The organism is Singulisphaera sp. GP187 (assembly GCF_900129635.1).
In the GTDB taxonomy this organism is placed as follows: domain Bacteria; phylum Planctomycetota; class Planctomycetia; order Isosphaerales; family Isosphaeraceae; genus Singulisphaera.
Genome location: NZ_FSRB01000001.1, coordinates 4,936,670 through 4,963,625 on the forward strand (window position 1 = coordinate 4,936,670; position 26,956 = coordinate 4,963,625).

Here is a 26,956-nt window from a genome sequence, read left to right on the forward strand (position 1 = left end):
AGTACCTGGCCACTTCAGGAGAGCGGCCTGGGAGACCCAGTAATGATGATGGACGCCTGAAAATCGATCCTGAAATTCATTCTGTGTCAGATCATATGATTCTCGATGTTCTCTGCGGTCGCTCAGACAGCATAAGGATCGATTATGATCTGACACCGAATTGCTCTCGGAGGCGTGAACATCAGCGTCAGCTTATAGATTGCCGCCAGAGGAACTAGCATTCCTACTCCATAGCGTAAGTATCGATTCAAGTAAAAATTATCGAACATCGTAGATTCAGAGGCAAAATCAATGCAAATATCGATTTTATTTTTGATAGCACTTACATTAAATTTGATTGCCGATCCAACGAATGTGGTTTCGGCCCAAACTCAAACCACCTCCTCTTCGAAAATTCTTTACTCCAATCATGTCGATATTTAAAATATTGATCTTAAAGATTCGGCTCAAAGAATGCGACCCACCGTCTTCCAAGTTGGTGAACCTGGAATGGGCCATGCGAAGGCAATCCTCATCTCGCGAAAGCATCACCTCTTAGCAACGGCTGCTCATGTCGCCGATGCGGCCTTTTTCGGCGAAGAGATGCTCGCCGTGCAGGATGGCACGTTTGCCCCCTACCGGGTCGATAGGATCTGGTATCATCCGAGTATTCTACGGCGTTTCGACGTCAGTCTCTACATTCCCTCAATGGATCCGAACGACGGTGAGGTCTTCCTGCCCACAATGGATCTCGCGATTCTTCATCTCGCGGAAGGTGGGGTCCCATTGCCTGAAGAGTGTAAACTTGCCTCTGATGAAGAATTAATGCACCTAAAAAACAAGAATGCCACGTTTCTGGGATATCCGTGTGCGTCCGGTGAACCCCTTCTTGCGGCCCATGCTACGATCGGTGCATGGCCGAAAGGGGGTGAACGATGGGCCGAGTGGCAGGATCGGGCAAGGGCCGGGAGCCGTACTGGCGACTGGTTCTGGCCCGGTGGAAGCAGGGTGGACTGTCCGTCCGGGCGTTCTGCCTGGCTGAGGGCGTGAGCGTGCCGTCGTTTTATTGGTGGCGGAGGGAACTCCAGCGGCGTGACCAGCCCAAGCCCGCGTTTCTCCCCGTACATGTGCTCGCCGACAAGGCTGAGTCACCCGCCGGGAGCATCGAGGTCGTGCTGGCCAACGGACGCTGCTTGCGGGTCGGGGCCGGGTTCGATCCCCAGACCCTCGTGCAAGTCGTTGAACTGCTCGAAGCCGGAGGGCGGTCATGGTGAGCTTGGCTCCGACTGTCCGGATCTGGCTCGCGGCGCAGCCGGTCGATCTGCGAAAATCGTTCGACAGTTTGGCGGCCTTGGTCCGCGAAGGGCTCCAGGGCGATCCGCTCTCGGGAGACGTCTTCGTCTTCCGCAACAAGGCCGCCGACCGCATCAAGCTCTTGATCTGGGAGGAGGACGGATACGCGATCTGGTACAAGCGATTGGAAGCCGGCACCTTCCGCTTTCCGCCGTCTCCGGAGGCTCAGCCCCGCGTCGAGGTCCGCGCTGCGGACCTCGTCATGCTCCTCGAAGGGATCGATCTTTCGAGTGTGAAACGCGGCAAACGCTATCACCGACCCGTCCCCAGAGCTACGGTGTGAGTTCCCGGCCGCCGAGTTTTTCCAAAGAATCATCGAATAATATAAGAACCTCATGCGTCTAAGAGGGCATGAGCGCAGACGCCCGCCCCATCACTCCTGAGACCCCTGCCGATCCCACGGCGACGTTACCCAGTGATCCCGCCTTCCTCCAGCAGATGATCATCGAACTGCTCGCCGCCCTCCGCGACACACGGCGTCAGAACGAGGAATTGCAGCATCGCCTTGACCTCCTCTTGCGGCGGATCTACGGCCCACGCACCGAACGCTTCGACCCCAATCAGCCGCTGCTCATCCCCGACGCCTTCGAGCCGCTCGCCCCGGAACCGGAACCCGCGGCCACCGGCGACGCGGTCCCACCCGAGTCCGAACCGGGAGCGACCCCCGCGAAGAAGGCACGCCCCCACGGCCGCAGGCCCTTGCCCAAGGACCTCCGCCGCGAGCCTCGGGTCTATGAGTTGACCGAAGCCGAACGCCGCTGTCCGCAATGCGGCGAGACCCGGGCCCAGATCAGCGCCGAACGCAGCGAGCAGCTCGACTACGTGCCGGCGACCCTGTTCGTGGTCGAGCACGTGCGCTGCATTTACGCCTGCCCGCACTGCGAAGGTCAAGTCGTCACCGCCGGCAAGCCAGCCCAGCCGATCTCCAAGGGCTTGCCTGGACCGGGATTGCTCGCTCATGTGATCACGGAAAAGTATGCCGATCATATTCCGCTCCATCGCCAGGAACGCCGCCTGGCCCGGCAAGGGGTGGAGCTGTCACGCTCAACCCTCTGCGACTGGATGGCCGGCGCCGCCCAAACTCTCGAGCCGCTCTACGACCTGATGAAGACATTGATCCTGTTGTGCGGCACGATTCACACCGACGACACCTCGGTGAAGCTGCGGGACTCGGAGCGAAAGATTAAGGCCTTGGCCCGGCTCTGGATCTACTTCGGCGATTATCTTTATCCTTACAATGTTTTTGATTTCACGAGGAGCCGCAAGCGAGACGGTCCGAGTCTGTTTCTCAAGGGTTTTCGCGGTTATTTGCAGGCTGATGCCTTCAGCGGCTACGACGGCATCTACGCGGGCGGCAACGTCGTGGAGGTGGGTTGCAACGCCCACGCCCGCCGCAAGTTCGTCGAGGCGCAGAAGACGGACCTGGCGCGAGCGAGTACGGCCCTGGCCTACTACCGCCAGCTCTACGCGATCGAGAAGGGGATCAAAGCGGAGCTCGCCAAGCTGCCCGAGGACGCCGACGAGCCGACGCGGGCCGCGATTCGGCTGCGGGTCCGCCAGGAGCGGGCGGTGTCAGTTTGGGAGCGCCTCGAGAAGTGGCTGAAGGAGGAGCGACCGCAGGTGCTCCCCAAGAGTCCGATGGGAGGCGCAATCGGTTACATGGAGAACCACTGGGAGGCGTTGAAACGGTACACCAGCTCGGGCTACCTTTCGATCGACAACAACGTAGCCGAGCAACACATGAAAACGATTGCGACTGGACGAAAGAATTGGCTTTTCACCGGCAGTGAGACCGGCGGGAAGACGATGGCTGTGTTATTCAGCGTGGTGTCGAGTTGCCAGCGTCACGGTCATGACCCGTTCGTCTACTTGCGTGACGTGCTGTCCCGGTTGCCGACCCTTCCCAAAGAGAATCTGGCCGACCTTCTCCCCGACCGTTGGTCGCCTCCCCAAGTCGCCGATCCTCCGGCGACCCCAGAGGGTCCCATCGCCGACGGTTCCCCGAGCTGACAACGGCTCCCGCCGGCACTCGAAACGCGGCACGCTCCCACCGCGGAGTTCGGGCCAGGCTCGACACGGGTTGGAGAGCGCGTCGCGTCTGCTGACGCCGGATCATGACACCGCGTGGGGTTCCAACCGACGGTCACCAAATTGGCCAAGGCCCCTCGGCCAATTGCCAAGGGGGACGTGGTCCGCCGGACGCACACGGATATCCAGGAGCGGTCAACTCTCATTGGCCATCTTCGTCGAGAAAAGCAAACGCATCAATAGCGTAAGCGCACGGTCGTCCCATCCGTCAGCCTCATGCGAAGGACTGCACGCAGAGCAGCAGCCACCCTCGGGCAGACCGATCTACCGCCCCCGGCGCCGCCTTGCGTTCGAGACGCCCGGATCGTCTAATAGACGATCGTAAGACAACTGTCGTAGAAACCTTGGCGGGGACGGGCAATGCTCCTGGGACCGATATTCCGGCGCGAACTGGATGTCGCGGCGAAGCGGTGGGGGACCTTCGGGGACCGGTGTTCGGTCCCTTGCGTGGTGCTCCTTGTGATCGCGACGGCCGCCGTGGGCTCGGGGCTGCTGGGGTGGGGCGGCGGATCGCTTGCCGGGGCCCGCGACCTCGCGGGCAAGGTCTTCGCGTTCGTCGTCGCCGTGGAGGCGATGATGGTGATGGTGCTGGTGCCCGGCGCGGTGGCGCCGGCGTTGGCCGGGGAGCGGCAGCGCAAGACGCTGGACGCGGTGCTGGCCAGCGGGTTCACGAGCGCCGAGGTCGTTCTGGGGGGGCTGGGGGCGGGCCTGGTCCGGTCACTGGGCGGGCCGGCGGCCGTCTTGCCGGTGGTGATGGTGATGGTCCCGCTCGCCGGGATCGACCCGCGCCTCGTGCTGCTGGCCGTCGCCGGCCTGGCCTCCACGGCGTTCGTGCTAGGGGCGATCTCGATCCTGGTCTCGGTCGGCGCCCGCGACACCCGCCGGGCCCTCGTCGGCGCGATCGCGCTGATCTGGGGGTGGGTGTTTGTCCCGATCGCGATCGTGGTGCACCTGCCTCGAGTCTGGCCCGCCGGCGCGCGCTGGGTGTACCCGGTCGCGATCCGGTTGGTCGACAGCAGCCCGATGGGCGTGCTGATGAACCTGATCGGCCTGGCGCCACGAGGCGGGACGATCGATGCGGTCGCCAGGATGATCGGTTACGAGATGGCCGGCGGCGCGTTGCTGGTCGCGTGGTCGGTCGCACGACTCCGCCCGGCCTCGCGCGCCGCGGCGGAGGGGGGAGGTCGGGCGACCTGGCAGGGCCGGTCGTGGTGGGAGTGGCCGCGGTTCCGGCCCCCCTGCGGCGACAACGGGATGCTCTGGAAGGAGATGTTCGTCCTCCGCAACGTGAGCTTGGCCGCGCGGATCGACTACTTCTTGACACCGCCCATTTTCCTGGGCGGCCTGGGCGTCGTGGCCTACTGGTTCGCGAGGCCCGCGTGGTTGGAGGCAATGGACCATGGGTACGGGCTCGGCCCCGGGACGGCCTGGGATGCCAACCTGGTGCCGTCGCTCCTCCTGAGACTGGCCACCGGCGCGGGGCCCGCGCCGGGCCAGGCGCGGGCGGAGTTCAACGTCTTCCTCCGGCTCGTCACGGCGCTGTTGACCGTGATGGATCTCCTGTTCCTGGCCCAGATCGCCGCGGAGAAAGTGACGCTCGAGCGCGAGCGGGACACCTGGCTCGGCCTGCTCGCGACCCCGCTTTCCGGGGGGAAGATCCTTCGGGCCAAGACGGTCGGCGCCGTGTGGAAGGCACGATGGACCACCGGGACCATTCTCGGGCTCTGGTCGATCGGGCTGGTGGCCGGGGCCGTGCATCCGCTGGGCTTCCTCGCCGCGGTGCTCGGGCTGGGCGTCCTGAGCTGGTCGCACGCGGCGCTGGGGACCTCGGTGGCGTTGTGGTCGCGGACCCGGAACCAGGCCAATAACCGGGTCCTCGTCCCCCTGGTCCTGCTGGCCATGAGCGGGCTGGTCTTCACGATCCGGGCTCCGGGGCCAGTGAGCATCCTGACGGGCGCCGGGTCGGTCCCCTGCCTCGCCTCGCTCTGGCTCCTCTCCTACGACGACGTCCGGGCCGCGATGGGCACGGGCGGGTTCCCCAGCCTCGCCGCGATGGGCGTCGCCACGGGCGAGGGGGCGGCGCGGGTGCTGGCCACCTACCTGATCGGTGTGGGCGCCCACGCGGTCGCCGCCTTCCTCCTGACCTGGTCCGCATCCCGAGGGTTCGACGCCGCCGTCGGCCGCCCGGCCCGTCCCTGCCCTGGTCGTCGTCGCACCGCCCGACCTCACGGCGCCGATTCGAGCAGCGAATTCGGCTCGGAGGTAAGCGAGCAGTTGTCCCAGGCGTGAGCGTTCTCGAAAATGCCGTGGCTGCCGCGGGCGGCTCGGTGAAGATTCAAACGGTTCGCGGCAAATTCCAAGAGGAGCGGACTTAGGAGCTGCACGACAATAAACTACCGAATTGACGGTTTAGGTCGGGGGTGGACTTCATAGTTCCATTCGCCATGAAATTTGTTTCGCTTGATGTGCACTTCCGAAAGTTCCTGGTCGCTGACTTTGCGACCTTTTTCATAGGCTTCGGAATCCAGCCACGCATGGACTTCCAGCCCCTCTTGCGTTGTCGTGGAGCCGATCAGACTCACCACGATCTCCAGTGTCTCCAGCGGAATGCCCTGCCAATTGCGGGTGATGTGGCAGAACAGTCGGTGCTCGATCTTGTTCCATTTGCTGGTGCCTGGGGGGAAATGACAGACCTCGAGAATCATCTGCAACTCATCAGCCAGGCGTTGAAGTTCCGTCAGCCACAGGCGGGTGCGCGGACTGTTGCTGCCACCGCTGTCGGCTGTGATCAGCAGTCGCCGCGGCGATCGATACCGCCGGCTGCCCAAACGCCGCCACCAGCGACGGATGGCCGCCGTCGCGAACTCAGCCGTGTCGTGACTGATTCCGATGGAAACACCAGCCTCGTTGTGTTTCAAATCATACACGCCGTACGGCACCGCCTTGCCCAAACTCTTGTCGGGAAAATCGTGCGTCTTCACTTGGACCGGCTGACCTTTGCGCCGATACGTTTTTCCGGAATTCTTGAGGTTTCCCAGCGTTTCCTTCTTCTTCGTGTCGATGGAAATCGCCGGCTCGCCACGGCGCTGCTGGGCCTTGACGCGGCGTGCGATCTGCTCAAACTGGGCGTTGCGATCGGGATGCTGCGTCCCTTCCAGCGTCTTGCGGTTGGACTGCAGACTGTAGCCCCGCGACTTCAGCAGTTCGCCGACCTTCGTGCTGCCGATTTGGAAACCCTGAGCCGTCAATTCCCGTTCCAGAACCCGCGTGCTTTTGCACGTCCATCTCAGCGGCGACATGGGGTCGCCGCGCGTCACGGGTTCGACCAGAGCTTCCAACGCTCGTGTCAGTTCCGGCTGCGAGTCCTCACGCGAGCGGCGTCCGCCTCCCGGCTTTCGCTGACGGCCAAAGGAAAGTGCCTCTGGATCGTCCAACTCTCGAATCCCATTGCGCACAGTCCGATCCGAGATGCCAGTGGCCACCGCCACCGCCGTCACGCCTCCGCGACCAAGCGACCGCGCTTCGGCCGCGGCCCATCTCCGTCGCCCGCGTTCGTCAAGGTCGGTGACGATGGCGAGATACTTGTGACGAATCCATTCGATCAGGTTGGTGTCCGGCATCCCCGCACCATTGCCGTGCATCACATTTTCTACAAGACTACTTTCGGTAGTTTATTGTCGTGCAACTCCTTAGACAAGCCAACGGAGAATTCCCCCATGGCGTCCAGGAAGAAGCCTTTTCGGCGTCTTGTCAAAATTGCGATCGACAACGCAACGATCAAAGAACTTGCCGAGGATTCCGGCACCGTTCAGGCCGCTCCATTCTCGATAAGGCTTATTAACAGCTCCAATTGGATTGTAGAAGCCGTGAGACGGGGCGATACCGGTGACGTAGTGCCATTACCTACCCCGGTCGGGAAGAATTGCTCCGGATCATGTCAGGACTGTGCGGCCGCGGGCATCTTTATGCCTCTGTTCACGGTTGCGTGCAACACAAAGAGCTTTGACGTGGTTTTGATTCTTCGACATCCTAGAGGATTCAGGGGCGCGAGCCAACCGTTAAGCGTCTCTCCCACGTGCGACCATGAGGGGCAAATACTGTGCTTTGCGGCCCCCGATCCGCGCTGATACGACCAAGCGGCACGAACTCAGGAACCTGCCCGAAATCCGTAGGTTTGCCTGATCGTTCGCACGTCCGATGGACGCTATCTAGCACGGGTCGGCGCCAGAGGAATGTAGGCGGATGCCGGCGCCGATCGAGGGCCTCCCGTTGAGGTCACCAACTGCGATTCCTGAAGGAGGGTCGAAAGACCGAGGATCGTCAGTGTGAACTTCTTGAGCTGATCACGATTCTGCGGGCACACCCACACGTAACGTTCACCGCATTTGTCCTTATAATGGCCGACATAGCAGGCATCCGGTGGAACGTCCTTTTTCCGACATCCAACCCCAAACCAGAGTACAGGAATATCCTCAATATCCTGTTCGGTCTTCCTCACCAGACGACGTGCCTCGCGCGTGACTGCTGTCGACCTGGCCGTGTCCGTGTACATTTTGTCCGAACCCGTCTTTGAGAAGACGACAGCGGACGCTGGGCTGAATTGATATTTCAACTCTACGTGCTCGCCAGGTACGATGATTCGCTCATCATTACTCGCGATCGTAGTCTCATCGAGTCTGTCGTAAAGAAGCAATGGGTTCACATCTACATCGAATTTCTTAAGATTTTTTCTCTGCTGTTCCATCAACACGTCATTGAATAATCTAAAGTCGTCTGTGACCGCAACCTGTTTTTTCAATTCGTGAGCCAGATCATTGGCAAAATCATCCGTATCGAGAGTGTCAGATGAGCCGAACGCCCTTCGGTAAGCAAGACTAAGTAATTGAAGTTCGTTGTCGTCTGTAATGGGCGCCATCGCCCAGGAATCGACGATCGTCCGCTGGGCATTAAGGCTCGGCGCGTATGTAGCGAGATACCCTTGTGCACGGCCAAACGCGAACGCGAAAGCCCCCGAACCTGAATCGGCGACTTGGGCCGATCCGTCCTTGAGGCTCACGTGATACGGGATGGCCGATGGATTGCCAGCAAACATCGCAAGATTATTGACGACTTGCTGGAACTGAAGGTCGGATAGTGTGCTTGCTTGGCTAATCGTATTACGCGATAACTGGCGACTTGTACATCCGGCACCGAGGCTGAGGGCCATCACGGCAATAAGTCTGTGACGCATACCCTTTTCCCCCATGCGTTCCGTGCCGATTATGCCAAATTTTCCGTCCCGGTAGGTTTTGTCGGCAAATTGAAGGCGAAAGTCGTGATTTTTTCGTCGGCTGAACGAAGAAAGCGATCAACAGTGATAGCCAACGCGACTGCGCATTCCGGGGATTCAGGACTGTTAAAGGCGTTCAGGTCTGCGAGTTACGGCCGTTCAAACAGTCTACGCCGAGTTATCGGAGTAGCAAAGCGGGCCAGTAGCCAAGCTTGTGGCGGGATCCCGATCAGTTCTGCACCGGTGACGGTGATCTGCTTGGCCAATTGGAGAATTCCTGCTCAGGGACGTGTACCGGAATCAAGCCGATTCTTCGTGCGATAGGCGGTGGTTCCCCTCTGGGTTCGGTGGCGGGCCGGGGAATGGTGTCAGCCGACATGCCGCCATTCTGGCGGCCCCCGAACCGATGAAAATGGGGTCGGTTCTTCGTTAGGCGTCCGGCCGCCGACGCCCGAAGACTAGCCAGCCGATGAAGCCTCCGAACAGTGCCGCGGGGAGCGCCGTGTTGCCTCCATAATCGTCGCACCCCGGGCCGATCATACAGAAGAAGAGCCCGGAGAGCACAGCACAAAGCGTCACCGCGCTCATCGCACCCGCGGCAACGCCGTAGCAGAGAGCGCCGAGTAACACCGCGCCGGCGAAGGCGCCGGTAGTCACGCTGGTGCCGTGGGTGTAGCCGGTGCCGCCCATGAGGCCGGCCCCAACGATGCCCCCGACAGCGGCCGCAACGGCCCGGACTTGCGGTTTGCCCTTGCGTGGATGCATAGGCCCTCCGACGCCTTACTTAAATCCAGGCATGTCACGCACGTCACAGGAACGTATCCCACTGGATTGGAGCGATACGACCGTTGCTCGTCATGGGGATTGTCGCCGGTCCGTGAGTCCCTGGCCAGTGGCCATGCCGCGACACAAGGTTCTTTGCAGAGGTGTTTCTTCACTCCTTTGCGAAAGGCCCCGCAGATGACGGCGGCACTCCGCCAGCGGAGGCTCCAAGACCTCCAACTGGCCGGCCTCAGCAAAAAGAACCAACAACCCGGTGTCCTTGCGACTGTGTCAGGTATTTCGGACGATTGACAGTCCGCTCTGTTTCGAACGCAACCAGTTGCCCTTCGCGATTGAGCGCCGCTATCGATTCGATCAAGGGAAGACCTCCCCATGTCACCGTCCTATTCCTGGGGGGGGGACGGGAACAGGGAGTGGTCGGGGCGGGCCAAAGTGGAACGACCGCTCGACCCAGGCATTCCGCGACGAAAGAGGATCAGGATGAAGCGAATGACACTGGCTCTGACGGTGCTGCTCTTGGGCGGGGCGTCGGTGCGGGCCGAGGGGCCGGATCGGGAGTCCTTGCGTGCGGTCGAGAGCTACTATCGACGGACCGGAAAGCTCGCCACGGCCGAGTATTATCGGGGCAAACTGGCCAAAATCGATGCGACGGAGGCCCGTTCGAGCGAGAGCGAGCGGTTGCAGGCCATCGAGTCGTACTATCGCCGGACCGGGAAGCTCACCACCGCGGAGTACTACAGGCTCCGTTCGCGCAAGGCCGAGCGCGGCCAAGTCCCGCGACCGGAGATCGCCCCTGATTCTCGTTGAGCGAAAATGCCCCAGAGATCGGTAACTTCCGGGACAATCAGGCGATTCCTGGTTCGTAACGATGCCGATCGTGCTGACGGTTGCCCGCGCGCGACACGATCGAGACGTTCGTCCTGAAGAGGAGAACGTGCTCGATCGGTGCCCGGCTCAGGTATGATCCAGGCTGACTTCGCGCCGGGACGTTGTCGTCGGTGATTTCCGCCGAGAGACTCAGGGACTGATGGTGAGAAGGTTGCTCACCCCGTTGTCGGTGACGATTTGTCCCTTGAGGATGATAGAGACCGTACCGGCGCGAGTCGCCCCCTTGAGCATGTTGCGCCGTGGGGAGTAGCGGATCTCCATTGTTCCCTCGCCGGTTGCCCCACCGAATCCGCCCGAACCGTTCTCGGCCGACCAGGTGAATCGGGTGGGGCGGCCGGTGCGGTCGAGCGACGTGGGGTCGCTTGTGAGGGTTAAGAAGACCTGGCTCGACGAGTTCGAAACGGTCTTGTCGAAGAGGCCCAGGAGGCCGGTCGTTGGGGCGTTCGGCTCGCGCGGTGTGTACAGAGCGGCCTGGATATTGGCGTGCAGAGCCGCGGAGGCGGTCCCTGCCCCCCGGATGAAGGTCTGGGCGGCCTGGTCCTGGAAGAGGGCGGGTCCCGTGGTGAACGTCCCCTTGAACAGGCCGACGAACGCGAACTTGGCTTGCCCGCGGGGCGTCAGGTCGTGAGCCGCGGTTTGCGATACGTGGACGGTCGGCCTCGGGAGGAGGCCATAGAACGTCGGGGCAGTTGGCAAGTCCCGGGCTTCGAGCTTCTGGACACTGGGGGGCTGGGACCGCCGACGTCGCGAGCTGGGCGATTGGTGACCCATCGGGGATTGAGCTCCTTTTTTTGAGAGAGAGTGACCCGTCAGGGAAGGACGCGAACGCCAACAGCCGTATTGACATCGAGCATGGCGCGGCGGTGCCGGACGAGCGTGTCGCGGTACTGGCGGACGACCTCGTTGTAGTCCTTCTGCGCGTCGAGGTATTCGATGGCGCTGGTCTCGCCCCCCTGGAGCCGGCGGTAGGCCGAGTCGCGCACCCGCCGCGCGGCGGGGATGACCTGACGCTCCAGTTCGAGCAGAGCGTTGCGGCTCAGTTGGAACTCCCGGAACGACTCGTCAACCTCGTCGGCGACTTCTCGTTCGAGGGCGGCAAGCTCCACCTGGGTTTGGGTGGCATTGATCTTGGCCCGCTGGATGTTCCCTTGGTTCCGGTTATAGACCGGGAGCGGGACGGTGACTCCGACGGCCCACGAGTGCGGGCTCTTGAAGCCGAACGGTCGGTTGTCCTGAAACGTGTACGGCTGAGCGAGCAAGTAGACGTCCGAGAGCCGGTTGGCGTGCGCCAGCCGGATCTCGGAGTTCGCCCGTTCGACGCCGAGGCGGTAGCCGATCAGGTCGGGCCGATTGGTCATGGCGATCTGGATCAGGGAGTCGCCCGAGTGGGCGAGTTCCGTGAGGTTCCGCAAGGCTCCCCCCACGTGGAGCGAATCCGCGTCGGCCCGAGAGAGGTTCAGCAACCGGCCCATCGTCCGGCTGGTTTTACTGACAGCGTGGGTCGCCTCGTGGACCTGCAATTGCGCCTGTTCCGCCTGGGATTGGAGGGCGTCGATCGTCGCCTTGACGACCTGGCCGCTCTTCAGCAACTCCTGGTTGAGCTTGAGCAGTCGGGTGATCCCGTCGAGATAGGCCTGGCTGTAGCGGAGCGTCTCTTCCGCCGCGGCGACGTCGACGTAGGCGGTATACAGGTTGTCGATTTGGAGCCGGACCGCATCCTGGAACTGAGCCTGGGTGACGCGCGTGGCCTTCTCGGCGACGATCGTCCGCGCCTTCCGCTTGCGAGTCACATCGATAGGGTAAGTGATGTTGATGTCGTATTGCGGGGGGCCGCCCGGCTTGACGTTGGAGTATCTGCCATAGGGAATCAACTGCGCGTCGGCGTAGATAATGGGGTTGGTTCGGAGGCTCGCCGTCAGCGCATCGGCCTGCGCCATGGGGATCTCGAACTTCAAGGCGATCAGGTTCAGATTATTTCGGAGTAAGGTCTCGATCGCGACGTCCAGGGTCAACCCCGGTTCCACCGGTCGCTCGGTGGTGCTGCCCGGAAGCTCGAGTTCGCCATAGTGGGGGACCGAGGCCGGTTCAAGAACCTCGGGGCGGAACCGCGGTGGCGGTTCACCGGCGGCCGGCCGTGACGGGTTCACGGCGCCGATCGGGGCTCGGCTGCCCCCGGCCCCGAGGCGTCCGCTCATCGGTCGGTTGTCCTGGGTCCCTGGCGCGGAACCGGCCTCCAAGATCCCGGCATCCCCGATCGCCGGGCCGAGCTTCACCCGCCCTTCGGGGAGACCGATCGGTTCTTCGACCTCGGCCGGGCCTTGGGCTCGGGCGTCCGGTCCGCCGGTCGCCAGCGCCAATGCCAGCCCCCCGAGGATCGAGAGCTTGGCGACGCAGCTTCGCCATCGCCCCAGTTGGTCTTTCATTGCAACTCCTTTTATGAAGACCGTGCCGACCCGTGACTTACTTGGTTTCGCCTTCCGAAGGCCGGCGGCAAAGCAAGCGAACTCGTCAGGTCGACACGTTTTCCTTGTCCATCCTTGACATTGGCCTGGCCGGCCCCCTGAAACCGCAGAGTGGGGCTCACCCTGGAGGCTTCGATCACCGCTCGTCGACAATCGGTCCACCGCCGATCGGGGCTCCGGTTTGAACCGTCTTCAGGTCGTCGTACAACTGGGCGACGAGCAGGCTCCCGACACTCACGATCTCCTCGCCTGCGCGCAATCCCGTCTCGACGACGACATGGTCTTCCTTCTCCTGCGCGACTCCAACCGTACGTCTCTCATACTTATCGGTTCGCCCGGGCACTTTCACGAAGACGTAATACTGGCGGTCGGCGACGACCAGGGCGGTTCTCGGGATCACGGTCCACCCCGGAACGGGGGGAACGTCCAGCAAGCCCCTCACGAGCATGTCGGCCTTGAGCCGCCCTTCCGGGTTCGGGACCGAGGTGCGGATCCGGACGGCGTGCGTGCCCGGGTCGACCCGGTTGGCGATGTATTCGACCTTCCCCTGAAGCTTGTGGTTCAGGAACGGGAAGTGGACTTCCCAGGATTGCCCCAAGTGCACCAGGTCGATGTCGTTCTCGAAAACGTTGCCCCAGACCCAGAGGTGGTCAAGGGGCGCGATCACCAGGAGGGTGTCGTCCTCGTCATAGAGGTTGCCCACGACGACGTCGCGGGTAATGATGATGCCGGCAGCCGGCGAGCGGACGGTCATCCGCGCCTTCTGTGAGCCGACCTGATCCTTCACCGCCTCGACTTCCGCCTCGGAGAGGCCGTAGACGAGGAGGTTGTCGCGGGCGACCTCATACTCCCGCCGGCTCTTCAACTCGTTGTTCTGCGACTCGGCGAAGAGTTGCTGAGAGATCGACTGCCCTTTGACGAGCAGTGTGCGCGCGTCGAGCAGAGTCTTGTCGTAGGTCCATTGGATTCGCTTGATCTCGTACGCACTCTTGGCTTCGGCCAGCTCGGTGCTGTAGAGGTCGATCAGCGGGTCACCCTTCTTCACGGTCTGCCCGACCGACCGATAGACCTTGTCCACGCGGCCCTTGAACATGAACCGGATCTGGCTCAGCGTCTCGGAGTCGTACTCGGAGGTGCCGAGCAGTTCGAGGCGGATCGGGTCGGTCTGGGGCGCGACGGTCATGGTCGCAACGCCCATCGACGCGCGACCGCGCTCTTTCAGCGTGACGAAGCCGTCCCAAGGAGGGCGGACGGCGGGCGGAGTCGGTCCCGTGTCCGCCGCCTTGAGCGTGGCCGACAGGGGGCCGGTGAGTGACGCCCATGCGTTGCGAACTTGCGCCGGCCGGCTCCAGCCGAGATAGGCGAGCGTTCCGGCCCCCGCCAGGAGCACGGCGGCGATCGCCGCCCTCCGCGTCTTGGACCGACTCCGGCCTTGGCCCCGGGTTGCGGGCCCTGGTTCGGCGGGCGTGTGAGTGGGGATAACGGGCGGTGTCATGAGTTCCCTTCCATCTCCGATGGCCGACCGCTCGGGGCGGGGAAAAAGCTGTAGAGTACCGGCATGAGGTAGCGCGTCAGGAACAGGGTGCAGAGCATTCCTCCGACCACCACGATCGCCAGTGGCTTCTGCGCCTGCGACCCGATCGAGGTGGCCAGGGCGGCCGGCAGCAGGCCGAGCGCGGCCGTCAGCGAAGTCATGACCACGGGGCGGACGCGCAATTCGGCCCCCCGCATGATGGAATCGCGAACCGACAGGCCCGCGGCCCGCATCTGGTTGAAATAGGAGATCAGCAGGACGCCGTCTTGAACCGCGACGCCGAAGATCGAGATGAAGCCGACCGCCGCCGAAATGCTGAACGGCGTCCCGGTGATCCAGAGCGCCAGAATGCCCCCGATCGCAGCTTCCAGCACGTTACACATGACGAGGAGCGCGTCCTTTACCGAGTTGAACGTCATGTAGAGCAGGCCCAGGATCAGAACGATCGACAGCGGGACGATCAGCATCAAACGCCGGTTCGCCTGTTCCATCTGGGCGAACTCCCCCGACCACTCGATCCGGTAGCCCTCCGGTAGCTTCACCCCGGAGGTGGGGTCGGCAATCTTCACCTGGGCCTCGGCGATGGCCGAGGCGAGATCGCGGCCCCGCACTCCGAATTTGATGGGGACGAACCGGCGGTTGTTCTCCCGGTAGATGTACGAAGCGCCCGGCTTGTGGGGGAGGATCTTGCTGACATGTGACATCGGGATGCGCGTCCCCGGCCTGCCATTGGTTCCGGGAATGTCGACTGGGATGCTCGCGATATTTCCGGGATCGTCCCGGAGGTCGCGCGGCAGGCGCAAGACGATATCGTAGAGTTTCTCGCCTTCGACCATCTCGGAGAACGACCGCCCGCCGATGGCAACCTGGCCGGCGGCCTCGACGTCGTCCACATTGATCCCGTAACGAGCACACGCCTCGCGGTCGACCTGGATCTCCAGGTTGGGCTGGCCGAGGACGTGGAAGAGCCCCACGTTCTCGATCCCAGGCACCGTCCGCAAGACGTTCACGACCTGCTGGCCAACGTCCTCCAGCACCTCCAGATCGGACCCGAAGAGTTTGACCGAGTTCGCCCCCTTGACGCCCGAGAGCGCCTCTTCGACGTTGTCGCGGATCAGCTGCGAGAAGTTGAAATTCAGGGCCGGGAAGTCCTCCTTGAACCGCTCCATCAGCTCGTCCTGGATCTCGTCGCGGGTGATGGATCGGGCCAGGAGGTCGCGGCCCTTCCAGATGAAGCGCACCGGGTAGCCCAGCACGGTCCGGGTCCGCTGTCGCCATTGCTCCATCGGCCGGAGCGGGACGTTGAACTCCATGTTGTAGAAGCTGGTGATGTCGGTGCCGTCGTCGGGCCGGCCGACCTGCGACATCACCCCTCGGGCTTCGGGGACGCTGGCCACGACCTCACGAATCCGAGGCGCGATGCGGGCCGACTCCTCCAGCGAGGTCGTCCGGGGCATCAGAGCGCGAATCCAGAGGTTTCCCTCCTCGAGCTGGGGCATGAACTCGCCGCCGAGCCTCGGGATCAGGCAGACCGCGAAGAAGACGACCGCCCCCATCGCCGCCAGCGTGAGGTAGCGATAGCGCAAAACCCGGTCGAGGGTCTTCAGATAGCGCCGCTTCATGACACGGTCGACGATGGTCTCGTGTTCCTTCATCTCCGAGTGGAACAAGAGCGAACAGAGGACCGGCACGAGCGTGACGGCCAGCAGCAGGGCGCCGCAAATCGAGAACGCATAGGTGTTCGCCATCGGGCCGAACAGCGCCCCTTCCGGCCCCGTCATCGAGAACAACGGGATGAAGGCGCAGACGATGATCGTCGTCGAGAAGAACAAGGCCCGCTCGATCTCGTTTGACGCCTCGGCAATTCGTTCAATCAGCGGCCGCGGAGGCCCTGGCTCGTGTTCGCTCAGGTGGCGGTAGATATTCTCAACGATGATGACTGAGCTATCGACGATGATTCCGAAATCCACCGCGCCGATGGACAGGAGGTTCGCCGACTTCCCCTGGGCGTACAGAACGGTCACTGCGAAGAGCAACGCCAACGGGATCATCAAGGCCACGATCGCGGCGCTGGTCAGGTTGCCCAGAAAGACGAAGAGGATGCCGACGACTAGAATGACCCCGACGACCAGGTTGTGAATCACGTTGTGGGTCGTGACGTGGACCAACTCGGTCCGCTGGTTGAAGATCCGAACCGTCATCCCCTTGGGAAGGAGCTTCTCACGTTCGATCTCCTTCAGCTTGGCCTCGACCGCCTCGGCCGTCGGGAGGGACTTCTCGTACTTGCGCATCAAGACAATCCCTTCCACAACGTCGTTTTCGTCGCCACGGCCGACGAGTCCGAGTCGCGGTTGGTTGCCGATGATGACCTGGGCGATCTGCCGGACGTAGACGGGCGTGCCGTCGTCCGCGGTGGCGACGACCACTTTCCGGATGTCGTCGAGCTTTTCACTCTCGATCGCCGCGGCCCGGTCCACCTTGGCCGGGTCGAGCGGATCGACGCCGCTCCCTAACAGCCCGGTGATCCGCACGTTGTGGGCCTGGGTTCCCAGCGCGAGGGTGTCGCCGCCGACGTTGGCGTTGGAATTCTTGATCGCCTCCTCAACCTGTTGCATCGTCACGCCGTACTGCTTCAAAAGCCGGGTGTCGAGCAGGACCTGATACTGCTTGACAGTCCCTCCGAACCCGGTCACGTCGATGACCCCGGGGACCTGTTTCAGGGCCCGGGTGAGGACCCAATCTTGTACGGCCTTGAGCTGGTTGAGCGTATAGCCGGGCCCCTCCAGAACGTAGCGAACGATCTCGCCCGTCGGGCTCCAAGGGGAAAGTTCCGGCGTCACCCCCCCGGGAAGCTGCACGGACCCGATCCGGTTGATGACCTCCTGACGCGCCGCCCAGTAGTCCGTTCCATAGGCGAACTGGCATTTGATGTCGTTCAGGCCGGCGACGGATGTGCTCCGGAGAAATTCCAGCCCCGGCATTCCGTTCAGCGCTGTCTCCAGCGGAATGCCAATCAGCCGCTCCATCTCCTCCGGGCTCCAGCCCGTATTCTGCGTGATGACCTCGACCAGCGGCGGGGTCGGGTCAGGATAGGCTTCGACGTTGAGATTCCCGGCCGAATACACCCCGGCCGCGATCAACAGAACGGTGCCGAGCAGCACAATAAGTCGGTTGTGCAAGCTCCACGAAATGATCACACGGACCATCGACGAACTTCCTCGATCGGACACCGATCGGTTAGCGCTTTGGAGAAGTGAACGCCTTGACGAAGGGATTTCGCGCAACGGTTCCCGTCCCGCTTCATTGCCGGGGACAGGGCGACCGTTCGTCAGCCGTGGGTGAGGAGGGCGGCCTGCCGCCCGAGGGCGAAGCGCTGCGAGAAACGCGTCAGCGGTCGCTCGTCCACCCCGGTCCAGGAGCCGGCCCGAGCGGTTCGATCAACACGTCGAGATACACGAGCGCCATCCGACGATCAATGCGTCGGTCGTGGCGTCTTAACGTACGATCGGAACGATCCGCCCTGCGAGGCCGCGAGAGAGGAGGTCGTTCAACACCGGATCCGGCAGAGGCTCAGGAAGCGTTGCCTTCCGAGCCGATCTGAGGAGAGTTCGTGGAAATGCCAGTGGGTCGGCGTTTGGATCAGCCAACCGACGCTCGACAGAGGGGAAAAGGCGATGAAATCGAGGCAGCGATTGTCGTCCGGACTAAACGCTTGGCCGTGGTCGTCGGGGATCTGATCCTCTGGCGCGCCCGGAATCTCGATCTCATCGTCAAGCTGGGAGGCCAGCTTGATCCCGAGAAACAGATCCGTTCGCGGTCCGATGTGAACCCGAGCCGGTCGCACGCGGGCCGTCTGTGGTACGAATACGCGAGCCGCCCCGTCGGTGGGCCCTTCGGCCCGTCCGAAGAAGGAGGAGATGACCAGGGCTATGACATAAGTCAACTGAGCGATGGGCATTCCGTACCGATACAACAGGGCTCGACACTATCGCGGATTAGCGTCTGTCTATTATAGATCGTTCGGTGAGAAGGGGAAGCTTAAAGTAAAATCGAGTTTACCCAGACCTCAGACGGCTCGCGCTGCCGGACGTCGGGAATCCGCGGCCGAACGGGTCCGTGCCCCACGCAAAGAGGCCGTTGGAGAGAGAGTTCTCCAACGGCCTCAACAAGTGTATCAGGGCAAACCAAGCTACCCGGCCAGGATTCGAACCTGGAAAGACAGGACCAAAACCTGTCGTGATACCGTTTCACCACCGGGTAATCTGTCGAACTTGAGCGACGAGGACCATTCTAACGAGCAAAGGCCGAGTCGAAAAGCCTAGCCGACATAAGAAATGCCACCTTGCGTATTTTGAACCTTGTAGGCGAGGTGCTCGAGTTGGATCGAGAGGTCGATGGCCACGACGCTGACCGAAGGGGGAACGTTGAGCGGGATCGGCGCGAAGTTCATGATTCCCAGGATGCCGCAGCTCACCAACTGGTCGGCCACGCGCTGGGCGACCTCGCCCGGAACGCTCAGAACGGCGAGGGTCACGCTTCGGGCGGCGACGATCTTCGCCATCGCCTCGATCGGCTCGACGACCAGGCCGTCGTGGGTGCGGCCGACCTTTTGGGGGTCGTTATCGAACAGCGCGACGATGTGGAACCCGCGACTTCGGAAGCCGCGATAGCGCAACAAGGCGCGGCCGAGGTTGCCGAGGCCGACCAGGGCCAGGGGCAGGTCGCGGTCGATTCCGAGGATGCGCTGGAGGGCGGGGATCAACTCCTCGATCCGGTAGCCGATGCCCGGATAGCCGAACTGACCGAAGAAGGCCAGGTCTTTGCGGACCTGCGCATTGTGGATCGCCAGCGCGGCGCCGAGCTGGCTGCTGGAAATGGTCGTTTGCCCTTGCCGCTGAAAGGTTTCGAGCTGGCGGAGATAGAGGCTGACCCGGCCGACCACGGCTTTGGGGGCCAATTTATCTCCCGAAGGGTCGCGTCGTGGGTCCCTCACGAGGTCTGGAGCTCCGTGGGAGGGATCAGGCAGAATCCATGCCGTCACCGGTTAAGTTTGAATCTACCCCCGGTCCGCGACTGGGGTCAAGGGCACTCGGCGCGGTGCCAAGAGGGGGGGAGGATGCCTTGAAGGCGAAGGTCGCCGTCGACCAGACTGACCTGCGGCCGCGCGAGCCGGAGCGCGTCGGCCATTCGCGATCGCCCCTCTCCTTGCGCGGGCGTGAACCGGGATTGTCCCCCTTCGATCAGAGGCGCGATGAAAACGTCCACCGCATCGACCTGGCCGGCGTCGAGGAAGGCCCCCAGGATGCGCCCTCCTCCTTCCACCAGCAGGTTGGTCATGCCCCGTCGCCCCAACTCGTCGAGGAGGGGAAGGATCGGCACGGGGCCCTCGCCGGGAAAGAGGATGACCTCGCAGCCCAGGGCCGCCAGCGCCTCGCGACGCTCAGGCGTGGCGCGCTCGGTCAGAGCGACCAGCACCGGGACCTCCCGCGCGGTCCGGGTGAGCCGGCTGGTCGTCGGCAACCGACCGGCGCCGTCGAGCACGACCCGGGCGGGAACGCGTGGACCGGGGGGGCGGGCGGTCAGTTCCGGGTCGTCGGCCAGGGCGGTCCCGATCCCGACCACGATCGCATCCATTCGTCCTCGGACCTCGTGGACCAACGCACGCGACCGGGGGCCGGAGATCCATCGGCTGTCCCCCGAGGCCGTGGCGGTCTTGCCGTCGAGGGTCATCGCCCACTTGGCGGTGACATACGGCCGGCCCGTGCTCAGCCGCTTGAGGTAAGGCGCATTGAGGTGCTCGGCCGCGGCCGCCTCGAGGCCCTGTTCGACGACCACGCCCGCCTCGCGGAGCCGAGCCAAGCCCCCCCCGGCGACCTTCGGGAATGGGTCAGGCATCGCGGCCACCACCCGGGTGACTCCCGCGGCCAGGATCGCCTCGGTGCACGGGGGGGTCTTGCCGATGTGGCAGCACGGTTCGAGCGTGACGTAGAGCGTCGCCCCTCGCGCGGCGTCCCCCGCGCGGCGCAGGGCCTCGACCTCGGCGTGGGGGGCTCCGAACTGAGTGTGATGACCAAACCCAACCAATCGGCCGTCGCGCACCACCACCGACCCGACCATCGGGTTCGGCTCGACGGCACCGCGACCGCGCTCGGCTTCCGCCAAGGCTCGCTGCATCCAGAAAAGGTCATCACTGGCCACGCCGAAGGTCTCGCATCAGGGGCCTCCGTCGGGGCTCAGGTCGTGGGAACCGGCGACGGAGTCGGAGTGGTTACGGGGGGTTTTCCAGGTTTCGCAGGCTGAGTTGCCTCCCCGGCCGGTGCAACTGGGCCAGGGCCGGCCGCGGGGATTTCCTTCTCGGCCGGGTAGATCAGGCGATAGAGAATCGTGAGCCGACGTCGGGCTTCCTCGGGGGCGAGGTGGTCGAACGTCATCCGGATCCAGGAGGGCATCGCGGTCTCGAACCGCAACAGGTTGGCGGGGCTGACAGGCTTGGGCGGGTTGACAACAAAGTAGTAATTGTTCACGAGTCTGCGCCGATCGATCGCCTGCTTCTCGGAATCTTTGTTGAGTTGATTGCGGAGCCAGCCCTTGGCCTGAAGTCGCTTTTCGAGTTGCTTGGCCGTCTCCTCTTCGTCCTTCGGGGAGAGCTGGGGGAACGGACCGATCTTCGCCTGTCGAGACAGCTCGAGAAGCCGTCTGACGCGGTCACGCACGCCCAGCTTCTCGATCTCGGCACGCTCGGCGGGAGTGAGCGTGAACCAGAACCGAAGCATATGAGCGACCTCGAACGGAGACCGGCCGCGGAGATCGGCGAGTTGAAAGAGTAAGTAGGTCGGACCTTGGTCCACATCCTTCCCTTGACCGTCGCGAATCTTGGCGATCAGGGCCAGCTTCTCCTTGGGCGTCGCGGCCTCGGAGAGTCGCGTCCGCTCATCCTCCGTCAGGGTCTGGAGCCAGAGGTGGTAGCGGCGGAGCACCGCGCGGTAATTGGCCTGCTCGCTTGGGGACAGGGTCGCGAGTTTCTCGTCGAGGGTCCGGATCGCCGTTTTCTCGGCGCGGCTGAGGCGATCGAACTCGCGGACCTTCTCGGCCAGGATGGCGCGTTGCTCGCGGGGCATGGCCCCCAAGCGTTTCCAGTTCTCATCCTCGCCGGCCCGGGCGAGGGTAGGCAGGGCCAGTCCGATCAAAAGGGACAGGGCCAGAAGAGGCAGGGAGTGGTGCGGGGCGAGTCGGCGGCCGGGCGACGGTGACATACGCGGTCGGTCTCGTGAGGCCTAGTCGGCGTCGGTGCCGAATTCGGAGGAGTGCGCCAGGATTTCGAGGAGCTCAATGCTCCCGACTTCGCGATACTCATCAAGGTGCTCGGCGATCGAGAGGTCGCGAGCGAGCCGCGCGGTCGGGTTGGGCCAGACCCACTGGGTGATCGCGTAACCGGTCCCCACGGCCAGGAGCCCCACAACCATCCAGACGGCGGCCCGCAGCACGCGTTGCGTCGTCTGGCGGACGGCCGACTCGAACCGGCCCCCCTCGGTCGAGAGCCGCTGGACCTCGGTCAAAGTCCGCGCGGTGAAATCGTCGGAGGCCTGGGCCCGGGGAAGATGGTCGAGCATCGACCAGGTCTTCTCCAGCGACTCGATCTCACGCCGGGCCGTGGCGCTCTTGGTCAACTTGGTGGCGATCGCCTGGGCCTCGGCCTCGTTGAGCTCACCGTCGAGGTAGGCGACCAGGTTGGACCGTTCGGCGGATGTCAGTCGTTGCTGGTCGGGACCCATCGCCACGAGACACCTCGTTACCAGTTCACGCGTGAGCGATCCCGCCCGGAGGCCGGTCGTCGTTCGCCGGTCGTGAGCCACTCCTCACTCAAGAACGAACCCCAAAACCATCGCGAAGTCTCGCAAACGGAATTTGAGGAGCCTCGCGAAACCACCGCGACCCTGCTCCTCTGGCCTTGCCGATGCTTGGGGCCAGGGATCGCTCGAAGAAAATACTATACACGGACCTCGCCCCCCCCAACAAGCAGCCGAATCGTGCGCGGGAGAATCCGACCGCAGGCGTTTGTTGTCGTTGGGCTTGAGCTTGAAGGCGGAGTGGGAGATCCGGGATGATGGGGTTGGTCGATCCCGAACGTCCGGCCCGATCGGTCACCAATGGCTGCGACCTGACAATGGAGCGCGTCCCGCCGTGGACTTCTTCACCACCAAACCACCGTGGTATCTGCCACTGGCCCTCTTGCTGGCGGCCCTGCTCATCGGGCTCACCCTGGCCTACCGGCTCTGGCAGGATATGCACGAAGACGACGATCCGGTCTCGGATCGCGAGCGGCTGAACGAGCTGGAAGAAGCGCACTTCGCAGGCGAGCTGGACGCCGACGAATTACGACGGGTCCGCGAACTGCTGAGCCGCTCGAATTCCCCGAGCCCCCCCGAGCCGTCGCGGCGGCGCCCGCCCATTCAAACGGAAACGCCCCCATCGCCGACCAGCAACGATGCGCCGGCCCCAGATAAGCCGCCGGTCTGATTCTCAGTGAGCGGACCGCCCTTGTTTCGGACCAGGGTTCGCTTCGGCCTCTGCGACCACTCGTTTCGGAAGTGCAATCCGCGCTGCGACGCCCGGGAAAGTCGAGTCCGCGGAATCCTCAATGAGAATCAATAGGTTCGATGCTTGCGTTCGCTGCCGCGGGCGGGGTTGATCCCGAGGGTCGACTCGCGAATGAAGCCGACGAACTCATTGACTTCAGCGACGGTCCCGAGGTCGGCCTCTATGCGATCGAGGGCGCTATTGAGGGTCCGCCCTTCCTTGAAGAGGATCCGAAACGCCTCACGGAGGGCGTTGATCGTCACGGCCGGGAAGCCTGCGCGGCGGAGTCCGACCAGATTCAGGTGCGAGGTGCAGTTATAGCCCTGATGGAGGAGGAACGGAGGAATATCCTTGGTGGTCGAGCCCAGACCGCCGATCATCGCCAGGCGGCCGATCCGGACCCGCTGCTGGACGGCGGAGTGCCCCGAGAGAATGCAGTGATCGTGGAGGACGACATGCCCGGCGACCAAGGCCCCATTGATCAAGGTGCAGCCGTCACCCACCCGGCAGTCGTGCCCGAGGTGGCTGCCGACCATGAACAGGTTGCGGTCGCCGATCCGGGTCTCGCCCCCCCCTGCTCGGTTCCACGATGGATCGTAACCTGTTCGCGAAAGACGTTGCCGTCGCCAATCCGTAACCAGGTCTGCTCTCCCTGATACCCTTTATGCTGGGGACTCTTACCGAGCACTGCGCCATGGCCCACGAAATTGTCGCGACCCATCGTGAGGGGGCCGCTGAGCGCGGCATGCCCCTCGATGACGCACCCGGGGCCGATCCGGACCGGGCCCTCGATGATCGAATAAGGCCCGATCTGGACATCGGGAGCAATATCCGCCTGGGGGTCGAGAATCACCGTTGGGTGGATGAGTTCCGACATGGTCAACATCATTACCCAGCTCCTTCTGGCGCGGCGACTTCGGGGCGGACGTCCTGTCTCCCCCGTTAACGACATCGGAAATACGTGCCTTGTTCTTGAGAAAAATGGGCGCGAAATCAAGCAGAGAATGCTTATGATTTGCTGAATCTGAGCCAGTCGCCGGGTGACCTGGAAAACCGGAATCTCATGGCTCTCTTCTCCAAAGTCACACGGCGACGGTTGGCCTCAGCCGATCGCAACGGGCAGGCCCGTCTTGACGCTTTCCACCTCGGCGTGGCAGATCCGGAGCGCCTGCCGCGCGAGCTCGCCCGAGAGCTGAGGCGCGGGGGTCCCGGAGTTCACCGCCGCAACGGCGACGCCCAGCTCGGCCGTGAAGGCGTCGATCGGGTCTCCCGAGCCGAGTTCGGGCCGTTCGACGGTCCCGTCGGGCAGGATCACCGACAGCGGCGTGGCAACGTGCCCCTCACCGGCGAGCACGGCGAAATCAAACGCGATCGTCGCCTTCTCCAGGTAAAACTCGAACCCGTGCGCGAACGGCCGGCCCGCCTGGCTGAGCGCTCCCGAGACCGCCGAGACGGCCAGATGAAGGTCATCGTAGAGGTATTGGGTCGAGAGATGAACGACCGCGCCCCCCTCGACGACCCCGCGCGAATGGACCGCGCGCGGCACGCCGCAGACCAGGCCGATGTAGTGGGTATCGTGGATATGAAGGTCGATCGCCGGCCCGCCGCTCCGGTCGGCGTCGGCAATCCCCTTCGACCAGTCCGGTTTCGCGATCACCCGCTTCAAGTTCGCCGCGCGCAACGCCCCGTAGCGTCCCGAGCGGACCGCCTCCGCCGCGAATGCGAATTCAGGGAAGAAGGGCAAGACGTGCGCGACCATCAGCAGCTTGCCATTCGCCGCGGCCGCCGCCACGATCGCGTCGGCATCGGCCGTGGTCAGCGCGATCGGCTTCTCGATCAGGACATGCTTGCCCGCCTCGAGTGCCCGGATCGCCAGCGCAGCGTGTTCGTCGTTGGGAACGCAAAGGTCGACCAGGTCCACCTTCGGGTCCGCCAGGAGCTCCCCGATGTCGGCATAGCCGGCGACCCCCGAGAGGTCCATATGCGCCCCCTTCGGCCCGAAGTTCCCCTGAATCCCCGTCCAATCCCCCGCGCGCTTCTTGGGGTCCCGGCTACAGACCGCAACCACCTGGCCATCCGCCAGCTTGCGCGCGGCCAAGTAGTGGATCATGCCCATGAAACCAATTCCAACTATGCCTATTCCTGCCATTTTTAAGTCCTTGTGGAATTGGAGCTTGCGGCAAGAGTCGAATTTGCAAACGCCAAATTGGGCCTGATTTGGATGCCTGCCGGGCGGATTCTTTGCGCTATTCCTTGCGCCCGGTATCGGCGGCGGCTGATGCCTCCGAAGTGGATCACGTCGAGGAACCATCACCTGACCCAGCGGCGGAGGAGGGCGCGATTGTGCCGCAGAGGGCGATTTCCGGCAAGGGCAGAGTCGGCCTAGAGGTGGGAAGGTGATAGAGTAACGACGTTACTTGCTCGCATCGCTTCCTCGCCGGGGGTCAGGATGTCTTACGACTACGAGCAGTGGAAAGCGCGGGTCGCGAGCAGGGCGGACATCACGGGAATGCTGACTCATCTGACGAAGCCTGCCCCTGATGTCGAGACCAAGGGCATGGATGATTCCAAAATTGCAGTCTCTGCCACCGCGAATCTGATAAAAATACTAAAGGAAGCACGCATTAAAGGAAGCACAACGGACAAAGGCTTTATTATTGGAAAGAGGCCAGCGGTGTGTTTTCAAGAGTTGCCCCATTCCGGTCTGATTCAGAATGTGGAGCATGAGTCTCTACGAAGGAAGCAAAACCCGGATGAGCGGATTCGGTATTGCGGCGTTGGCCTTTGCTTCTCGAAGGCCTATATCTATCGCAAGGGAGGGCGACCCGTCATCTATGATAAAACAAGCATGCTGAAGAGAGTGTTGCCTAGTACAGATCATTGGCGCATCGTTAACTTTGACCTCAGTAATGACAAAAACATTATCGATTGGACTCATGAACGCGAATGGCGTCTGCCCGATGACCTGACCTTCATGCTAAATACGCCATCGAGGCCGCATATAGTTCTCTACGACAAAGCCTGCTGGGATTATTTCGTCGAACATTCAACCAAGGAAGTCCTGGAAGGCATACACGCTGTTACAGTGCTTAAAAGCATATTAATGTAAAATGCCCTTTGATGATTATTGCAATCTGCAATAGCCTCCATCTGCGCGATTGACAAGTTCAACGCCAAGGAGGCTGGCCCCAGCCCTTGGACTGGGGTTTTCTATTGCGCCCTTTCCGGGTGCTAATCACGGTTTCCATAGAGAACTTTAACTTCTCCTTAATTCCTCTGAACGCCTGTCCCGGTATTATTTCGTGCAGCAAGCCGCCGAGTCCTGCGGTGCGACAGCGACAACTCCAGGGGAGTCTAAACCAGTGTTTAAGGCCTTCCGGTTTCGTGACGCCTTGTTCGCAACCTTAAGCCTCATTGGCCTAATCACTGTTTTTCAATATATATCATATCTGATTGTTCCGGTTTTGGGAATCTTGTCGGCCTGGTGGGGACGATTGCTGCTCACTGTCGCGGCGCTTTTCGCTGCCTGCGTCTTGTTCTATATCCGAGAAGTTTACCGATTCCGATATGCACTGATGGAACTCATGTTCGGCCTAGTCTCCACATGGTACTCCATTTCAGCTTTAACGACAGAGCCAAAGCAGTGGCCCGTCGTGATTGGTGCCATGTATTTAGTAGTTCGTGGCCTTGACAATCTGAAGACGGGGCACTTGCAACGCATGGTCGAGTGGCGTCAGAAAGGAATGAACGGTACTCCCGAGGCGCGTGAGGAATTCCTGAAGGCGGTTTTTCACGGCGTCCGCTTCAACGGGAGGTTTGCCATAGTGGCTGCTCCTCGGCTAGGCAAGACCCAAAGGGAGATGTACGATACCCTCTCAGCCAGCATGCCGAGTCTCGCCGCCAAGCAGGCCAAAGAAACCGGCTACGATGCCGAGCAGATCGAGTTGTACGTTGAGGCCCACCGCAAGGCTTATGAATCGCTAGCCGAAGAGTTTGGCTTGAACGCGCCTTCCTCGTAGAATT

Annotated in this window: 23 protein-coding genes and 1 tRNA gene; 8 read left to right on the plus strand and 16 right to left on the minus strand. The window is 62.6% G+C overall.

Going from position 1 to position 26,956, the window contains the following annotated elements; genetic code table 11:
• Window positions 1-914: 914 nt before the first annotated feature.
• The 4 genes from tnpA (at window position 915) to BUS42_RS19090 (ending at window position 5,709) form a co-directional block, all read left to right on the plus strand.
• Window positions 915-1,253 (plus strand): IS66 family insertion sequence element accessory protein TnpA, encoded by a 339-nt coding sequence (tnpA, locus tag BUS42_RS19075; protein WP_074308788.1) that lies wholly within the window; start codon window positions 915-917, stop codon window positions 1,251-1,253.
• Complete coding sequence (tnpB, locus tag BUS42_RS19080) at window positions 1,247-1,615, plus strand: IS66 family insertion sequence element accessory protein TnpB (RefSeq protein ID WP_074308790.1); 369 nt, start codon at window positions 1,247-1,249, stop codon at window positions 1,613-1,615. Before tnpA ends, tnpB begins: the two co-directional genes overlap by 7 nt.
• Window positions 1,616-1,683: 68 nt before the next feature.
• Entirely contained in the window at window positions 1,684-3,342 is a 1,659-nt protein-coding gene (gene tnpC, locus BUS42_RS19085) for an IS66 family transposase (protein WP_074308792.1), read from the plus strand.
• Window positions 3,343-3,780: 438 nt separating this feature from the next.
• On the plus strand, window positions 3,781-5,709 hold the full coding sequence (locus tag BUS42_RS19090; RefSeq protein WP_074308794.1) for an ABC-2 transporter permease: 1,929 nt from the start codon (window positions 3,781-3,783) through the stop codon (window positions 5,707-5,709).
• A 104-nt stretch (window positions 5,710-5,813) separates the two neighbouring features.
• On the opposite strand, the gene BUS42_RS19095 is transcribed toward BUS42_RS19090, so the two are convergent.
• The 3 genes from BUS42_RS19095 to BUS42_RS19105 form a co-directional block, all read right to left on the minus strand.
• Window positions 5,814-7,040, minus strand: coding sequence for an ISAzo13 family transposase (locus BUS42_RS19095; RefSeq protein ID WP_074311232.1), 1,227 nt, complete (start codon window positions 7,038-7,040; stop codon window positions 5,814-5,816).
• A 584-nt stretch (window positions 7,041-7,624) separates the two neighbouring features.
• The gene (locus BUS42_RS19100) at window positions 7,625-8,650 is read right to left on the minus strand and encodes a hypothetical protein (protein ID WP_143206377.1); all 1,026 of its coding nucleotides are present in this window, start codon (window positions 8,648-8,650) and stop codon (window positions 7,625-7,627) included.
• Between the two features lie 468 nt (window positions 8,651-9,118).
• The gene (locus BUS42_RS19105; RefSeq protein ID WP_074308798.1) at window positions 9,119-9,454 is read right to left on the minus strand and encodes a hypothetical protein; all 336 of its coding nucleotides are present in this window, start codon (window positions 9,452-9,454) and stop codon (window positions 9,119-9,121) included.
• 498 nt (window positions 9,455-9,952) lie between these two features.
• Between BUS42_RS19105 and BUS42_RS19110 the strand changes: the two genes are divergently transcribed.
• Window positions 9,953-10,279, plus strand: coding sequence for a hypothetical protein (locus BUS42_RS19110; protein WP_143206378.1), 327 nt, complete (start codon window positions 9,953-9,955; stop codon window positions 10,277-10,279).
• A 210-nt stretch (window positions 10,280-10,489) separates the two neighbouring features.
• Here the strand turns inward: BUS42_RS19110 and BUS42_RS19115 are convergent, their stop codons facing one another.
• The 10 genes from BUS42_RS19115 to BUS42_RS19160 all read right to left on the minus strand — a co-directional run bounded on the left by BUS42_RS19115 (window position 10,490) and on the right by BUS42_RS19160 (window position 22,128).
• A complete protein-coding gene (locus BUS42_RS19115) occupies window positions 10,490-11,131 on the minus strand; it encodes a hypothetical protein (protein WP_074308801.1) in 642 nt (213 codons plus the stop codon).
• A 38-nt stretch (window positions 11,132-11,169) separates the two neighbouring features.
• A complete protein-coding gene (locus tag BUS42_RS19120; RefSeq protein ID WP_074308803.1) occupies window positions 11,170-12,783 on the minus strand; it encodes a TolC family protein in 1,614 nt (537 codons plus the stop codon).
• Window positions 12,784-12,958: 175 nt separating this feature from the next.
• Complete coding sequence (locus BUS42_RS19125; protein ID WP_074308804.1) at window positions 12,959-14,317, minus strand: efflux RND transporter periplasmic adaptor subunit; 1,359 nt, start codon at window positions 14,315-14,317, stop codon at window positions 12,959-12,961.
• Complete coding sequence (locus BUS42_RS19130; RefSeq protein ID WP_074308806.1) at window positions 14,314-17,562, minus strand: efflux RND transporter permease subunit; 3,249 nt, start codon at window positions 17,560-17,562, stop codon at window positions 14,314-14,316. Before BUS42_RS19130 ends, BUS42_RS19125 begins: the two co-directional genes overlap by 4 nt.
• Window positions 17,563-17,903: 341 nt before the next feature.
• Window positions 17,904-18,314: a hypothetical protein gene (locus tag BUS42_RS19135; RefSeq protein ID WP_074308807.1), complete on the minus strand. Its 411-nt coding sequence runs from the start codon at window positions 18,312-18,314 to the stop codon at window positions 17,904-17,906.
• Window positions 18,315-18,545: 231 nt separating this feature from the next.
• Window positions 18,546-18,616, minus strand: a tRNA-Gln gene (locus tag BUS42_RS19140).
• Between the two features lie 58 nt (window positions 18,617-18,674).
• Window positions 18,675-19,349, minus strand: coding sequence for a redox-sensing transcriptional repressor Rex (locus BUS42_RS19145; RefSeq protein ID WP_254053610.1), 675 nt, complete (start codon window positions 19,347-19,349; stop codon window positions 18,675-18,677).
• Between the two features lie 86 nt (window positions 19,350-19,435).
• Complete coding sequence (gene ribD, locus BUS42_RS19150; RefSeq protein ID WP_074311234.1) at window positions 19,436-20,530, minus strand: bifunctional diaminohydroxyphosphoribosylaminopyrimidine deaminase/5-amino-6-(5-phosphoribosylamino)uracil reductase RibD; 1,095 nt, start codon at window positions 20,528-20,530, stop codon at window positions 19,436-19,438.
• 59 nt (window positions 20,531-20,589) lie between these two features.
• Window positions 20,590-21,474, minus strand: a complete 885-nt coding sequence (locus BUS42_RS19155; RefSeq protein WP_410001689.1) for a hypothetical protein — start codon at window positions 21,472-21,474, stop codon at window positions 20,590-20,592.
• Between the two features lie 156 nt (window positions 21,475-21,630).
• The gene (locus BUS42_RS19160; protein ID WP_074308813.1) at window positions 21,631-22,128 is read right to left on the minus strand and encodes an anti-sigma factor family protein; all 498 of its coding nucleotides are present in this window, start codon (window positions 22,126-22,128) and stop codon (window positions 21,631-21,633) included.
• Window positions 22,129-22,537: 409 nt separating this feature from the next.
• Between BUS42_RS19160 and BUS42_RS19165 the strand changes: the two genes are divergently transcribed.
• Window positions 22,538-22,873 (plus strand): hypothetical protein, encoded by a 336-nt coding sequence (locus BUS42_RS19165; RefSeq protein WP_074311236.1) that lies wholly within the window; start codon window positions 22,538-22,540, stop codon window positions 22,871-22,873.
• 128 nt (window positions 22,874-23,001) lie between these two features.
• Here the strand turns inward: BUS42_RS19165 and BUS42_RS45205 are convergent, their stop codons facing one another.
• From BUS42_RS45205 to BUS42_RS19175, 3 genes are all read right to left on the minus strand, one after another.
• Window positions 23,002-23,436, minus strand: coding sequence for a hypothetical protein (locus BUS42_RS45205; RefSeq protein WP_315850730.1), 435 nt, complete (start codon window positions 23,434-23,436; stop codon window positions 23,002-23,004).
• Window positions 23,415-23,822: an LbetaH domain-containing protein gene (locus BUS42_RS45210; protein ID WP_254053612.1), complete on the minus strand. Its 408-nt coding sequence runs from the start codon at window positions 23,820-23,822 to the stop codon at window positions 23,415-23,417. Before BUS42_RS45210 ends, BUS42_RS45205 begins: the two co-directional genes overlap by 22 nt.
• A 213-nt stretch (window positions 23,823-24,035) precedes the next feature.
• Window positions 24,036-25,082: a Gfo/Idh/MocA family protein gene (locus BUS42_RS19175; RefSeq protein WP_074308815.1), complete on the minus strand. Its 1,047-nt coding sequence runs from the start codon at window positions 25,080-25,082 to the stop codon at window positions 24,036-24,038.
• 300 nt (window positions 25,083-25,382) lie between these two features.
• On the opposite strand from BUS42_RS19175, the gene BUS42_RS19180 reads away from it, so the two are divergent.
• Together BUS42_RS19180 and BUS42_RS19185 are read left to right on the plus strand one after the other, a co-directional pair.
• Window positions 25,383-26,042, plus strand: a complete 660-nt coding sequence (locus BUS42_RS19180; RefSeq protein WP_074308817.1) for a hypothetical protein — start codon at window positions 25,383-25,385, stop codon at window positions 26,040-26,042.
• A gap of 253 nt (window positions 26,043-26,295) precedes the next feature.
• Window positions 26,296-26,952: a hypothetical protein gene (locus BUS42_RS19185; RefSeq protein ID WP_074308819.1), complete on the plus strand. Its 657-nt coding sequence runs from the start codon at window positions 26,296-26,298 to the stop codon at window positions 26,950-26,952.
• Window positions 26,953-26,956 lie beyond the last annotated feature (4 nt).

Bases quoted from the DNA above. Each gene is read 5' to 3' on its own strand.
- BUS42_RS19105 (WP_074308798.1), bottom strand. From the start codon at position 9,454: ATGCATCCACGCAAGGGCAAACCGCAAGTCCGGGCCGTTGCGGCCGCT.
- BUS42_RS19130 (WP_074308806.1), bottom strand. From the start codon at position 17,562: ATGGTCCGTGTGATCATTTCGTGGAGCTTGCACAACCGACTTATTGTG.
- BUS42_RS19125 (WP_074308804.1), bottom strand. From the start codon at position 14,317: ATGACACCGCCCGTTATCCCCACTCACACGCCCGCCGAACCAGGGCCC.
- BUS42_RS19175 (WP_074308815.1), bottom strand. From the start codon at position 25,082: ATGGCAGGAATAGGCATAGTTGGAATTGGTTTCATGGGCATGATCCAC.
- tnpA (WP_074308788.1), top strand. From the start codon at position 915: ATGGGCCGAGTGGCAGGATCGGGCAAGGGCCGGGAGCCGTACTGGCGA.
- BUS42_RS19095 (WP_074311232.1), bottom strand. From the start codon at position 7,040: ATGCCGGACACCAACCTGATCGAATGGATTCGTCACAAGTATCTCGCC.
- tnpB (WP_074308790.1), top strand. From the start codon at position 1,247: ATGGTGAGCTTGGCTCCGACTGTCCGGATCTGGCTCGCGGCGCAGCCG.
- BUS42_RS19120 (WP_074308803.1), bottom strand. From the start codon at position 12,783: ATGAAAGACCAACTGGGGCGATGGCGAAGCTGCGTCGCCAAGCTCTCG.
- ribD (WP_074311234.1), bottom strand. From the start codon at position 20,530: ATGCAGCGAGCCTTGGCGGAAGCCGAGCGCGGTCGCGGTGCCGTCGAG.
- BUS42_RS19115 (WP_074308801.1), bottom strand. From the start codon at position 11,131: ATGGGTCACCAATCGCCCAGCTCGCGACGTCGGCGGTCCCAGCCCCCC.
- BUS42_RS19090 (WP_074308794.1), top strand. From the start codon at position 3,781: ATGCTCCTGGGACCGATATTCCGGCGCGAACTGGATGTCGCGGCGAAG.
- BUS42_RS19155 (WP_410001689.1), bottom strand. From the start codon at position 21,474: ATGCCCCGCGAGCAACGCGCCATCCTGGCCGAGAAGGTCCGCGAGTTC.
- BUS42_RS45210 (WP_254053612.1), bottom strand. From the start codon at position 23,822: ATGATGTTGACCATGTCGGAACTCATCCACCCAACGGTGATTCTCGAC.
- BUS42_RS19160 (WP_074308813.1), bottom strand. From the start codon at position 22,128: ATGGGTCCCGACCAGCAACGACTGACATCCGCCGAACGGTCCAACCTG.
- BUS42_RS19135 (WP_074308807.1), bottom strand. From the start codon at position 18,314: ATGCCCATCGCTCAGTTGACTTATGTCATAGCCCTGGTCATCTCCTCC.
- BUS42_RS19180 (WP_074308817.1), top strand. From the start codon at position 25,383: ATGTCTTACGACTACGAGCAGTGGAAAGCGCGGGTCGCGAGCAGGGCG.
- BUS42_RS19110 (WP_143206378.1), top strand. From the start codon at position 9,953: ATGAAGCGAATGACACTGGCTCTGACGGTGCTGCTCTTGGGCGGGGCG.
- BUS42_RS19100 (WP_143206377.1), bottom strand. From the start codon at position 8,650: ATGCGTCACAGACTTATTGCCGTGATGGCCCTCAGCCTCGGTGCCGGA.
- tnpC (WP_074308792.1), top strand. From the start codon at position 1,684: ATGAGCGCAGACGCCCGCCCCATCACTCCTGAGACCCCTGCCGATCCC.